Raw genomic sequence first — 12,484 nt, forward strand, 5'->3', positions numbered from 1 at the left:
AATTACGCCCTTCATATTGCAGCGCAAGGGCACTTGCGCTGCAGCTGTGGTCGTCCGGGCGGCGCGCAACAGGAAAGGCCCCCGCTTCGTTGCCGAAGCGAGGGCCTTCAAACCTTGTGACGCGTAGTCGTTGAAGGTCAGGCTCAGGCCTGCTCTTCGCCTTCTGCCGCAGCAGCCTCTTCGGCTTCCTCGGTCACGATCTCGCCGGGCTCGGCGTTGGGATCGTAAGCCTCGGTGAAGCCTGCGGTGTCCTGTTCGAACATCGCTGCCATGACGTCGACGCCCTGCGCCTGCAGTTCGGCTTCGTCCGGCGAACGGGCAACGTTCACCTTGACGTTGACCGAGACTTCCGGGTGCAGGCTGACGCGAACGTCGAAGATGCCGAGCGTCTTGATCGGGCGTTCGAGCACGATCATCTGCTTGGCAACGTCGGCGCCGTCGGCGTTGAGTGCTTCGACGATGTCACGCACCGAAACCGAACCGTAGAGCTGGCCCGAGTTCGACGAGGCGCGGATCAGGACGACCTGCTTGCCTTCGACGCTCGACGAGTGCTGCTCGGCGGCCGAACGCTTTTCGGCGTTCTCGGCTTCGATCTTCGCGCGATTGGCTTCGAAGACCTTCTTGTTGGCGTCGTTGGCGCGCAGCGCCTTCTTGTTCGGCAGCAGGTAGTTGCGCGCGAAACCGTCCTTGACGGAAACGACGTCGCCGATGTTGCCGAGCTTTTCGACGCGTTCGAGGAGGATGATGTCCATGGGGCTAACCTCCCTTACTTGACGATGAAGGGCAGCAGGCCGATGTGCCGGGCGCGCTTGATCGCCTGGCTCAGTTCACGCTGCTTCTTGGCGGAAACCGCAGTGATGCGGCTCGGAACGATCTTGCCACGCTCGGACATGAAGCCCTGGAGCAGACGCACGTCCTTGTAGTCGATCTGCGGCGCGTTCTTGCCCGAGAACGGGCAGGACTTGCGGCGACGGAAAAATGCACGTGCCATGGATCAGTTCCCCTCGCGTTCGCGGCGGCGACGGTTGTCGCGGTCCGACTTGCGCATCATGACCGACGGACCAGCTTCATGCTCGTCGACGCGGATGGTCATGTAGCGGATGACGTCTTCGTTGATGGCAGTCTGACGCTCGAGCTCGGCGACGGTGTCGCCGTTGGCTTCGATGTTCAGCATCACGAAGTGAGCCTTGCGGTTACGCTTGATCTTGTACGCGAGGTTCTTGAGACCCCAGGTCTCGGTCTTGGTGACCTTGCCCTGGTTCGACTCGACGATCTCGGTAGCGGCGGCGGCCAGCGCATCAACCTGCGACTGGCTGAGATCCTGGCGCGCCAGGAAAATGTGCTCGTAAAGCGGCACAGCAGCGTCCTTTATCTGTCCTAACCGATCGCTGGCTTGTCCGCGGGATTGCGGGGCCCCTCCGGCTTTCTTCAACCTTCCACGCGATCCTTGCGGAAGGACGCGGAAGCGGGGCCCTTAGCCGATCTGCAGGCATTTGCAAGTGCAATGGACTAAACGCGCAGTCTTTTGCCGGCTCGCCTTCGCTTCGATGCGGCCCGAATCAGCTCATCGCCAGTACGAGGTTCCGGACCTGCGGATAGACCTGACGTTCCCAGCGCGAACCGGAGAAGATGCCGTAGTGACCGACCCCCGGCTGCAGGTGATGGCGCTTGAGGTGCGGGCGCAGGCTGGAGCACAGGAAATGCGCCGCGGCGGTCTGGCCTACCGCGCAGATGTCGTCGCGCTCCCCCTCGACGGTGAGAATAGCCGTCTTGCGGATCGCCGAACAGTCGACGCGGCGGCCATGATGTTCCAGTTCACCTTTTGCGAGCAGGGCGCGCTGGAAGACCTTGTCGATAGTCTCGAGATAGAACTCGGCGGTGAGGTCGAGGACGGCGAGATATTCGTCGTAGAATTCGATGATCTTGTCCGCTTCCAGCTGCTCCAGGTCGGCGATGTGCTGGTAGAGCTTGCGGAACTGTGCGAAGTGCCGGTCCTGGTTCATCGCCATGAATGCCGAGAGCTGGACGAAGCCGGGATAGACCTTGCGTCCGGCGCCCTTGTAGCGCCAGGGGACCGGGTAGATCAGGTTGTCCTCGAACCAGGAATAGGGGTGGCTGGTGGCCAGTTCGTTGACGACCGTCGGCGATTCGCGGGTGTCGATCGGGCCGCCCATCAGCGACATCGAGCGGGGCTGGCAGGGATCGTCGTTCTGGGCCATGACTGCCACTGCAGCGAGAACCGGGACGCAGGGTTGGCAGACCGCAAGGACATGCGCGCCCTGACCCAGTTCCTGCAGGAAGCGGATCACGTAGTCGACATATTCGTCGAAGCCGAACCGTCCATCGCTTACCGGAACGTCGCGGGCATTCTTCCAGTCGGTGATATAAACGTCGTGATCGCGCAGGAGGGTTTCAATCGTGCTGCGCAGAAGCGTGGCGAAGTGGCCGGACAGCGGCGCGACGACGAGGATCCTGGGTTGCGGTGCGACGACTTCGTCCTTGGCAAAGTGCAGCAGGTTGCCGAAGGGCATGTCCAGCGTCACTTCCTCGCGCACCGAAACCTCGCGGTTACCGGAGAGGACCCGGTCGATGCCGTAAGGCGGCCGGTGATGGGTGATTGCGGTTGTGTTGAACACTTCCGCAAGTGCGAAGACGCGCCGCGTCATCGGTGTCGATGAGGCATGAGCCAGAAACTTGTTCCGGAAGCTGGTAGCCAGCAGCGATCCCATGCGCGCAGGTGCAAGCACGTCGCAATACGCCTGGTATGCGTGGTAAAGCATTGCTTGCGTCTACCCCTCGTTGCTTCGCCCGGCCCGATTCTGAAAACAGAATCGCATTCGAGCTGGATTCATGCTGCGCTGCATCATAAACATATGCAAGCGAAAGCAGGCATTGGAGGCGGCGACGATGAATGAGACGGCCCCGACGACAGCGAAACTCACGATTTCCAGCAAGACCTATTCGGCATGGTCGCTGCGCGGTTGGCTCCTGTGCCGACTTGCCGGTCTGGAGGTGGAGGAGCGCAAGGTTGCCAACGATGCGGCGAACCGCGCCGAACTGCTGCTCCTGTCACCATCCGTGCTGGTGCCCCGGCTCAATTACAATGGCGCAAGTGTCTGGGATACCCTGGCAATTGCCGAGTTCCTGAACGAGCAGTTCCCCGAAGCCGGGTTGCTACCCAGGGACCCGATCGCACGGGCCCTGTGCCGCTCGATCTCGGGTGAGATCCATTCGGGCTTCAGTAACCTTCGCTCAGCCCTGCCTATGAATCTCAAGGTGAAGCATGAGAGCTTTCCCGTGTTCTCCGGCGCCAGGCCGGACATCGAGCGAATCGAATCGATCTGGCAGGACTGCCTCGAACGTTTCGGCGGCCCCTTCCTGTTCGGCGCGCAACCGACCATGGCCGATGCGATGTACGCTCCCGTGGCGACCCGCTTCATTACTTACGCCGTCCCGCTCGCACCTGAGTGTGCAGCTTACTGCGGCACGATCTTCGAGTGGGCACCGATGCAGGAATGGATTGCCGCCGCAAAGGCGGAGCCGGAGGAAATGGAAGAGCTCGAAGTGGAGTTTTGAGGTGGCAAGTCGCAGCGGGTTCAGGCGGCTTGCAAAGCCCCGAAAGCAAAAGACCCGGCGAACATGAAGTCCGCCGGGCCCCTTGGGGACCGTGAAACTGGTCGGATAGATTAGCCGCGCAGCAGCGACATGACGTTCTGCTGGGCCTGATTGGCCTGAGCGATCATCGCGGTCGATGCCTGCGACAGGATCTGGGCCTTGGCCATCGCGGTGGTTTCGGCCGAGTAGTCGGCGTCTTCGATCCGCGAACGGGCGTCGGAAAGGTTGGTGACGTTAGCGGTCATCGTATTGACGGCCGAGTCGAGGCGGTTCTGCGAGGCACCGAGGTTGGCGCGCAGCGTCGAGACTTCGTCCATGGCGGTGTCGAGGCTGTCGAGTTCGGTACCGGCCAGGGCCTGGACGTCGACTGCGAGAGCCGCGGTCATACCGGTTCCGGCGCTGACGTCGCTGAAGGTGAGGTCGATGGTGTCCGAAGCGTTCGCGCCGACCTGGATGGTCACGACGCCAGCGGTGCCGGCGGTGCCGTCGAACAGCTTGTTGCCGTTGAACTCGGTGTTGCCGAGAACGTCGGTGATCTGGTCCTGAAGCTGCGTAACTTCGGTCTGGATACGGGTGCGGTCATCGGCCGAATAGGTGTCGTTCGATGCCTGGACAGTAAGTTCGCGAACACGCTGGAGCATGTTGGTGACTTCCGAAAGGGCGCCGTCAGCGGTCTGTGCCATCGAGATGCCATCGTTGGCATTGCGGATGCCCTGGCTCATGCCCTTGATCTGCGAGGTCATGGAGGTGGAAATCGCGAGGCCGGCGGCGTCATCCTTGGCGGAGTTGATGCGCTTGCCGGTCGACAGGCGTTCCATGGCGGTACCGAGCATCTTGCTGGCGGAATTCGAAGCGTTGGTAGCGACGATGGCGCTGATATTCGTGTTGATGACAGACATGACTTTTTCCCCAGTTTAAAGCGTTTCGGGTCCGCGTCATTTGGCGTTCCCTTGACATGGGGAAGAACGGCCACCGGAAGGGGGCTTTAAGGCCGCAGACGATTTTTTCTCTCCCCGAAGTGGCAGCAGAGGAGACGAGTGCCAGGTAAAATCGGCGGTTTTCCCGGGCCTTGCACGCCTTTTTCTTGATCCTTGCAGCTTCTGCGGACATGCACGCGTTCTCAAGCTGGAAACAGCGACACGAAGGAAATCGGCTTAGATGGCTACCGGCCTAGTTGCCCTGCTCGACGACGTATCGGTTATCGCCCGCGCCGCCGCGGCCTCGCTCGACGATGTCGGGGCAGGGGTGGCCAAGGCCGGCAGCAAGGCGGCGGGCGTCGTCATCGACGATGCGGCCGTGACGCCCGGCTACGTCACCGAGTTTACGCCCGACCGCGAATTGCCGATCATCTGGCAGATCACCAAGGGCAGCCTGCGCAACAAGCTGTTGATCCTGCTGCCGATCGCGCTGCTGCTCAGCGCCTTCCTGCCTTGGGCGATCACGCCGATCCTGATGCTGGGCGGCCTCTACCTCGCCTTCGAGGGCGCGGAGAAAGTCATCGAGAAGCTGGGCGGGGCGCAGCACGGGGAAACGCTGGAGACCCCGGTCGAAGACATCGCGGCATTCGAGAAGACCCGCGTATCGGGAGCGATCCGCACCGACCTGATCCTGTCGGCCGAGATCATGGCGATCGCGCTGTCGGAAGTGGCCGACAGTTCGTTCCTCTCGCGTGCGGCAGCGCTGGCCGTGGTCGGCGTGCTGATCACTGCAGTCGTCTATGGCGCCGTCGCGCTGATCGTGAAGATGGATGACATCGGCCTGCATCTCGCACAAAAGGAAAGCCGCGCGGCGCAGAGCGTCGGGCGTGTGTTGCTCAGGGCGATGCCCAAGGTGTTGGCGCTGCTGAGCACGGTCGGCACGCTGGCGATGCTCTGGGTTGGCGGCGGGATCATTCTCCATGGCCTCGAGGAGCTTGGCCTGGGCTATCCGGCGCATCTGGCGCATGACCTTCAGCACACCGTCGAAGCTGCGGCGGGAGCGCTTGGCGGTATACTTGGCTGGGTCAGCTATGCCCTGGCATCAGCAATGGCCGGCATTGTCCTTGGGACGGTAATTGCCTTGGTTGTCCACCTGATTGCGAAGGCACGCGGCACCGCACACTGACTTGCGAGCGCCGCTCGCCCCTGTCAGCGCAGGCGGTTGAGGATGCCGCGCGCGAAGGTGGTCAGGGTATCGTCGCGCGCGCCCATCACGACGATGCGGTCCCCGGGGCGGGCCATCTCGACGATGCGATCCGCGCAATCGCTGCGGGCGGGAACGTGCTCGGCTTTCCCGCCCGCCTCGCGGATCAGGCGCACGATGCGTTCGCTGCCCTGGGAACGGTCGACCGTACCGCCGAAATAGACCGGATCGCAAAGGATCGTGATGTCCTCGGGGCCCAGCCTGGCCGCAAGCACTTCGGCCAGTTCCGCGCCCATCTGGCGCAAGGGGCCGAAGCCATGGGGCTGGAAGAAGGCGATCACACGTCCCTCATGTGCTTTGAGCGTCGCCAGCGTGGCCGAAACCTTGTCCGGATTGTGCCCGAAATCGTCGATCACGGTCACGCCCGAGGGCGAAGTGCCGACGATGTCGAACCGGCGCGCCAGCCCCTCGAACGATCCGAGCGCAGCCACGGCGTCGGCCACACCGACACCGCAGGCATTGGCAGCGGCAATCGCGGCCAGCGCGTTGTAGAGGTTATGGCGTCCCGGTACCCTGAGCTTGAGCGCATGGGCCGATCCGTCGCGCCGGTCGGTGATCGTGGCGGCAAGGCCGGTTGCGCCCTCGGCGATTTCTCCTGCTACGATCTGCGCCTCGGGCGAGGCAATCCCGAAGGTTACCAGCTTGCGAGCCCGCGGCGCGAGCGCGGCAGTCTCGGCATCGTCGAGATTGATCGCGGCAGTTTCGGCATGAGCGAGGAAATCGCCGAAGAGCTGGCGCAGTTCCTCCAGGCTCTTGTGATCGAGGCTGACATTGCCGAGTACGGCCACCTTGGGCCGGTACAGTGCGATCGAGCCGTCGCTTTCGTCGACTTCGGAGACGAAGACGTCGCCTTGGCCCACCCGCGCGCTCGCGAAAGGCGCGTCGGGCGTGGCGAAGTTCTTCATCACCGCGCCGTTCATGATCGTCGGGTCTCGTCCGGCCTCGGTCAGGATCCACCCGGTCATGCCGGTAACGGTCGACTTGCCGCTGGTCCCGCCGATGGCGATTCCCGCCGGGGCAGCATTGAACAGGGTCGCCAGCAGCTCGGCCCGGCTCATGCGCGCGCAGCCCAGTTCCCCGGAGCGCACGACTTCGGGCACGGTATCCTCGACCGCAGCGGAGGCCACGAGCGTCTGCGCGCTGGAGCGCATGCCGCTGCCGTCCTGCGGGAACAGGGTGAAGCCCAGCTCTTCCAGCCACGCGAATTTCTCCGGTGTGCGCCCTTGGTCCCGGCTGCGGTCGGAGCCCTCGACTTGCGCGCCCAGGCCCTTGAGAATCAGGGCCAGCGGAAGCATGCCCGAGCCGCCGATTCCGCAGAAAAACCAGGGATGGGTCGTGAGGGCTTTCGTGTCTGTCATGTGCGCTTCGGTATGCGGCCTTGCCCGTCCTGACAACCTCGATAGGAAGGGAGCATGACCCGCATCGCAGTTTGTGCACCGTCCACCCCGATCACCCACGAGGACGCCGAACGCGTCGCGGCTCTGGCGGCCGTGGAATTTCCCGGTTTGGAGTTGCATGTTCACCCGCAGTGCTTCGAAGTCGAAGGCCATTTCGCCGGCAGCGACTCGCGGCGTCTCGATGTGCTGGTGGATTGCGCGAACGATCCGGGCTTCGATGCTGTGTGGTTCGCGCGAGGAGGCTATGGAGCCTGCCGGATTGCCGAGGATGCGATAGACCGCTTCTCCCATGTCGCGCAGAACAAGACCTGGCTGGGCTATTCCGATGCCGGCTACCTGCTCGGCGCTTTCTATCGCGCGAGGATCGGCAAATCCGTACATGCGCCGATGCTTGCCGACATCCGGCGGCAAGGCGGCGAGGATGCGATCCGCCGCACGCTGGGCTTCATTGGCGGAGACAGATCGGGCCTCGAACCTTCGTTGGAGAGCCATCCGAGTGTGGCCTTCAACCTCATGACGCTCTCGATGCTGTGCGGGACGCGGCTGATGCCTGGCCTCGCCCGGCACGTCGTGATGGTCGAGGAAGTTTCCGAGTATCTCTACGCTGTGGACCGGCTCTTCTTTCATCTGACTGCGCATCTGGGCGGCATTGCCGGCCTGCGCCTCGGGCGGGTGAGCGACGTTCCCGAGAACGACCGGCCCTTCGGCTGCGATGCCGAGGAGATCGCCCGCCACTGGTGCGAACGCCACGCGATCCCGTTCCTGGGATCGGCCGACATCGGGCATGACGCAGCCAATAAGATAGTTCCCTTCGGCTGAAGAGAAGCGCAGCATCGCTCCCGACAAGAATACCGAGGAGAGACGATGCCGAACCTTCCGATCCGCCAGATCGCCTACTTCGTGCCCGACATCCGCGCCGCCGCCCTGGCTCATAGCGAGACCTTCGGCTCGGGCCCTTACTTCGTGGCCGAACATATTCCGCTGACCCGGGCCTTGCACCGGGGTGTCGAGCGCGAACTCGATCATTCCAGTGCCTACGGTCAGTGGGGCGAAGTGATGATCGAGTTCTGCCAGCAGAATAATCCTGGGCCGTCGGCCTTTCACGACGTCTATCCGGAAGGATCGGGGCAGGGCGGGATGCACCATGTCGCGCTCTTCGTGGACGACGTGGCGCAGGCGGCCGCCGAATTTGAGGCGCAGGGCCATGAAATCGCCCTCGACGCCGCGATGACCGATGGCTTCCGTTATGTTTTCGTCGATACGATCGCGCGCTATGGCCACATGCTCGAACTTTATCAGCCGGTAGAGTCGCTTACGGGCTTCTATGACTATGTCCGCAAGTGCGCCGGAGACATGTCGAAGGGCGTGATCCGCGAGATTTCCTTCAACTGATGTGAGCCACAAGGGGGTTGCCCTCAGGGCCCTGTGACAATAAGCGCTGCCGCTTTCCTCGTCAGGACAGCTTCCACGCAGGAGCCTTGGCCGCAAACCCGCGAGGATGGAGGACAGATAAGATGCGTGCTTTTGTTTTTCCGGGGCAGGGCAGCCAGAAGGTCGGCATGGGTGCAGAACTTGCCCAAGCCAGCGCGGTCGCCCGCGAGGTTTTCGAAGAGGTCGACGACGCACTCGGCCAGGGCCTGTTCAAGATCATGACGCAGGGCCCCGAAGAGGAACTGACCCTTACCGAGAACGCCCAGCCGGCGATCATGGCCAATGCCATTGCAGTGCTGCGCGTTTTGGAAAAGGAAGGCGGGATCGCGCTGGCGGACAAGGCGGACTTCGTCGCCGGCCACTCGCTGGGTGAATATACCGCGCTGTGCGCTGCCGGGGCCTTCAGCCTTGCCGACACCGCGCGCCTGCTGAAGCGGCGCGGCCAGTCGATGCAGGCAGCCGTGCCGGTGGGCGTGGGCGCCATGGCGGCGCTGCTGGGTGCCGACATCGAGAAGGCGACTGCACTGGCCGAGGCTGCTGCCGAGGGCGAAGTCTGCGCCGTCGCCAATGACAACGATCCCACCCAGGTCGTGATCTCGGGCCACAAGGGCGCGATCGAGCGCGCTATCGGCCTCGTCAAGGATTTCGGTATCAAGCGCGGCATTGCGCTGCCGGTTTCCGCGCCGTTCCACTGCCCGCTGATGCAGCCGGCTGCCGATGCCATGGCCGAGGCGCTGGAAAAGACCGCACCCGGCACCTTGCAGGTCGCGCTCTTCGCCAACGTGACTGCGGGCGTCGTCACCGATCCCGCGGAAGTGCGCCGCCTGCTCGTCGAGCAGGTCACCGGCCGCGTGCGCTGGCGCGAAAGCGCGATCGCGATGAAGGAAGCGGGCGTCGAGAACTTCGTCGAGATCGGCGGCAAGGTCGTCGGCCCGATGATCAAGCGTTCGGCTGGCGAGGTCGAAGTCGCCTCGGCTACCTCGATGGCCGAGATCGAAGAACTGGCAAAGGTATTGTGAAAACGTCGTCCCGGGCTTGACCCGGGAGCACTGGCGGTTCGAAGAGACTGCGGTCTGCCGAATGCGCCAGCGATGCCGGTTCCGCGCTTGCCGGAAGGTGCCGCACGACGTCTCAAGGAGTTTCACCAATGTTCGATCTTCACGGAATGACTGCTCTTGTAACCGGCGCCTCGGGCGGCATCGGTTCCTCGATCGCCCGCGCGCTCGCCTCGCAGGGCGCCCGCCTCGTGATTTCCGGTTCCAACGCCGAAAAGCTGCGGATTTTCCGCGATGAGCTGGACGAGCACACCCCGCAGCACCTGCAGGAAGTCGACCATGTCGCCATCGCCTGCAACCTGTCGAACCCCGAAGACGTCGAGAAGCTGGTTCCGGCCGCACTCGAGACGCTCGGCAAGATCGACATCCTCGTCAACAATGCGGGCATCACGCGCGACAACCTCGCCATGCGCATGAAGGACGAGGAGTGGGACGCGGTGATCAAGGTCAACCTCGAATCCACCTTCCGCCTGATGCGCGCGGTGACCAAGCCGATGATGAAGGCCCGCTTCGGCCGCATCATCAACGTCACTTCGGTCGTCGGCACCACCGGCAATCCGGGGCAGATGAACTATTGCGCGGCGAAGGGCGGCATCACCGCCATGTCGAAGAGCCTCGCTCAGGAACTTGCCAGCCGCAACGTGACCGTGAACTGCATCGCGCCGGGCTTCATCCGCACCGCGATGACCGACGTGCTGCCCGATGCCCAGAAGGAAGCGCTCAATGCGAAGATCCCGATGGGCCGCATGGGCGAGGGCGACGACATCGCAGCCGCCACCGTGTTCCTGGCTTCGAAGGAAGCCGGCTACGTCACCGGCCAGACGATCCACGTCAACGGCGGCATGGTGATGATCTGACAGGGTTTCAGGTGGCGAGGGAGCGTCTCAGATTTCTCCCTCGTCGCCCACGATCCTGGCCTCGAGTTGACCGGCCAAGGCGCGCGCGGTGACCAGCAGCGGGTCGTCGCTGCTTTCCGGCGCAGTGAAGTGGATCGACCCGTGAGGCGACCACCACAGGACCCGCAGCCAGCGGTTGCAGTCCTCTCGGAAAATTTCGGCATCGCCGCCCCGGTTGGGGATGATCACGTTTTCCTTGGTCAGCGGATTGCGCACCGAGGCATCGCCGACGCACAGGCGCACGCCATCGACATTGTCGATGGCCTCGCTCCATTCCTTGAGGGAGATCGGGCGCGCTTCTCCGTCTCGTGTCTCGCGTTCGATGCGCAGGAAGTTGGCCAAGTCACTCCTTTCCCGGTCGTCCGGTTCGCTCGCGATGCGGTGTGCGTGGTACATGTGACCTAATGGATGCCGGGGCAACCCCGTCCTGCTTCGGGACGAGGGATCGGGGGTGAAGTGACCAAGGTCCGAAAATCGCGGGAAAACTCCGCATTTATCCCCAGATTCGCCGGAATGCCCGCACTTGATGCTTGCCGCTTCGCTGCGGTGCGTTAGAGATATTCGTCCTGAAATTCGGGATCACCCGATCCCTAGGCCTAGCAAGGGGGACCTGAGGCTATCATGAAGGCCACGATCGAACGTTCCACGCTCCTGCGATGCCTGTCCCACGTGCAGTCAGTCGTTGAGCGGCGCAATACCATTCCCATTCTCTCGAACGTGCTGATCGAGGCAGCCGCGGGTGGTTCACTGCGGATCATGGCGACCGACCTGGACATCCAGGTGGTTGAGAACCTGAGCGCGGTCTCGGTCGACACGCCGGGATCGGTCACGGTTTCCGCGCACCTTCTTTTCGACATTGCCCGCAAGCTGCCCGAAGGCAGTCAGGTCAGTCTTGATGCCGCCGACAACCGCATGGTCGTGAAGGCCGGGCGCAGCCGCTTCCAGCTTCCGACCCTGCCGCGTGACGACTTCCCGGTCATCGCCGAGGGCGAATTGCCGACGAGCTTCGAGATCCCTGCCGCCACCCTGGCGCAGATGATCGACCGAACCCGTTTCGCAATCTCGACCGAGGAAACGCGCTACTATCTCAACGGTATCTTCCTGCATGTCTCGGACGAGGAATTGAAGGCCGCGGCCACTGACGGTCACCGTCTCGCCCGCTTCACGATCAAGCGTCCCGACGGCGCAGAGGGCATGCCCGACGTGATCGTTCCGCGCAAATGCGTGGCCGAACTGCGCAAGCTGTTGGAAGAGGCGCTGGACACCAATGTCCTGATCGACCTGTCGGCCTCGAAGATCCGCTTCACGCTGGGTGGTGAGAACGGCGTCGTCCTGACCAGCAAGCTGATCGACGGAACCTTCCCGGACTATACGCGGGTCATCCCGACCGGGAACGACAAGCTGCTGCGGGTCGATCCGCGCAGCTTCTTCGAGGGCGTGGACCGCGTGGCGACGATCGCCACCGAAAAGACCCGTGCAGTGAAGATGGCGCTTGAGCCGGACCGCGTCACGCTTTCGGTGACCTCGCCCGACAACGGCACCGCGGCTGAGGAAGTCCCTGCCGAATACGCTTCGGAAGGCTTCGAGATCGGCTTCAATGCCAATTACCTCAAGGACATCCTCGGCCAGATCGAGGGTGACAGCGTGGAAATGCACCTCGCTGACGCCGGTGCGCCGACACTCATCCGTCAGGATGAAAAGAGCCCGGCGCTCTACGTCCTGATGCCGATGCGTGTCTGACCGCAAGGTTCTGGAACAAGCCAGAAGGGCCGGAGTGACAAGCTTCCGGCCCTTTTCCTTTTCAGGCATTTGACAGGATCGCTCGCAGGCCACAGCCTCCATCCTGCACGCTAGCCGGAGACGAGGAGGCATGATGGGGACCCAAACGAGGCCAGGTCGGGTGAGCGGC

General features: G+C 63.2%; 14 protein-coding genes. 7 read left to right on the forward strand and 7 right to left on the reverse strand.

Annotated elements, in window-relative coordinates; all coding sequences use genetic code 11:
* Nucleotides 1–143: 143 nt before the first annotated feature.
* From rplI to PP1Y_RS16785, 4 genes are all read right to left on the reverse strand, one after another.
* On the reverse strand, nt 144–752 hold the full coding sequence (gene rplI, locus PP1Y_RS16770) for a 50S ribosomal protein L9 (protein ID WP_013833291.1): 609 nt from the start codon (nt 750–752) through the stop codon (nt 144–146).
* 14 nt (nt 753–766) lie between these two features.
* Entirely contained in the window at nt 767–991 is a 225-nt protein-coding gene (gene rpsR, locus PP1Y_RS16775; protein ID WP_007011158.1) for a 30S ribosomal protein S18, read from the reverse strand.
* A gap of 3 nt (nt 992–994) precedes the next feature.
* A complete protein-coding gene (gene rpsF / locus PP1Y_RS16780; RefSeq protein ID WP_007011157.1) occupies nt 995–1,357 on the reverse strand; it encodes a 30S ribosomal protein S6 in 363 nt (120 codons plus the stop codon).
* A gap of 202 nt (nt 1,358–1,559) precedes the next feature.
* A complete protein-coding gene (locus PP1Y_RS16785) occupies nt 1,560–2,780 on the reverse strand; it encodes a polyhydroxyalkanoate depolymerase (protein WP_013833293.1) in 1,221 nt (406 codons plus the stop codon).
* Between the two features lie 127 nt (nt 2,781–2,907).
* Between PP1Y_RS16785 and PP1Y_RS16790 the strand changes: the two genes are divergently transcribed.
* Nucleotides 2,908–3,576, forward strand: a complete 669-nt coding sequence (locus tag PP1Y_RS16790; RefSeq protein WP_013833294.1) for a glutathione S-transferase — start codon at nt 2,908–2,910, stop codon at nt 3,574–3,576.
* 110 nt (nt 3,577–3,686) lie between these two features.
* Here PP1Y_RS16790 and PP1Y_RS16795 read toward each other — a convergent pair whose 3' ends face one another.
* On the reverse strand, nt 3,687–4,514 hold the full coding sequence (locus PP1Y_RS16795; RefSeq protein WP_013833295.1) for a flagellin: 828 nt from the start codon (nt 4,512–4,514) through the stop codon (nt 3,687–3,689).
* Nucleotides 4,515–4,773: 259 nt separating this feature from the next.
* Here PP1Y_RS16795 and PP1Y_RS16800 point away from each other — a divergent pair, with 259 nt between their 5' ends.
* Nucleotides 4,774–5,718, forward strand: a complete 945-nt coding sequence (locus PP1Y_RS16800; protein WP_013833296.1) for a DUF808 domain-containing protein — start codon at nt 4,774–4,776, stop codon at nt 5,716–5,718.
* 23 nt (nt 5,719–5,741) lie between these two features.
* Here PP1Y_RS16800 and PP1Y_RS16805 read toward each other — a convergent pair whose 3' ends face one another.
* Nucleotides 5,742–7,154, reverse strand: a complete 1,413-nt coding sequence (locus PP1Y_RS16805) for a Mur ligase family protein (RefSeq protein ID WP_041558938.1) — start codon at nt 7,152–7,154, stop codon at nt 5,742–5,744.
* A 54-nt stretch (nt 7,155–7,208) separates the two neighbouring features.
* Between PP1Y_RS16805 and PP1Y_RS16810 the strand changes: the two genes are divergently transcribed.
* From PP1Y_RS16810 to fabG, 4 genes are all read left to right on the forward strand, one after another.
* Complete coding sequence (locus tag PP1Y_RS16810) at nt 7,209–8,012, forward strand: LD-carboxypeptidase (RefSeq protein WP_013833298.1); 804 nt, start codon at nt 7,209–7,211, stop codon at nt 8,010–8,012.
* A gap of 45 nt (nt 8,013–8,057) precedes the next feature.
* On the forward strand, nt 8,058–8,585 hold the full coding sequence (locus tag PP1Y_RS16815) for a VOC family protein (protein WP_013833299.1): 528 nt from the start codon (nt 8,058–8,060) through the stop codon (nt 8,583–8,585).
* Nucleotides 8,586–8,707: 122 nt separating this feature from the next.
* Nucleotides 8,708–9,643 carry an ACP S-malonyltransferase gene (gene fabD / locus PP1Y_RS16820; RefSeq protein ID WP_013833300.1) on the forward strand — a complete coding sequence of 312 codons (936 nt, stop codon included), beginning with the start codon at nt 8,708–8,710 and terminating at the stop codon, nt 9,641–9,643.
* Between the two features lie 128 nt (nt 9,644–9,771).
* Complete coding sequence (gene fabG / locus PP1Y_RS16825) at nt 9,772–10,536, forward strand: 3-oxoacyl-[acyl-carrier-protein] reductase (protein WP_007011148.1); 765 nt, start codon at nt 9,772–9,774, stop codon at nt 10,534–10,536.
* A gap of 27 nt (nt 10,537–10,563) precedes the next feature.
* Here the strand turns inward: fabG and PP1Y_RS16830 are convergent, their stop codons facing one another.
* Complete coding sequence (locus PP1Y_RS16830; RefSeq protein WP_148274996.1) at nt 10,564–10,917, reverse strand: hypothetical protein; 354 nt, start codon at nt 10,915–10,917, stop codon at nt 10,564–10,566.
* A gap of 279 nt (nt 10,918–11,196) precedes the next feature.
* Here PP1Y_RS16830 and dnaN point away from each other — a divergent pair, with 279 nt between their 5' ends.
* Complete coding sequence (gene dnaN, locus PP1Y_RS16835) at nt 11,197–12,315, forward strand: DNA polymerase III subunit beta (RefSeq protein WP_007011146.1); 1,119 nt, start codon at nt 11,197–11,199, stop codon at nt 12,313–12,315.
* Nucleotides 12,316–12,484: the final 169 nt, after the last annotated feature.

The sequence above is a fragment of the Novosphingobium sp. PP1Y genome (assembly GCF_000253255.1).
Taxonomy (GTDB): Bacteria; Pseudomonadota; Alphaproteobacteria; order Sphingomonadales; family Sphingomonadaceae; genus Novosphingobium.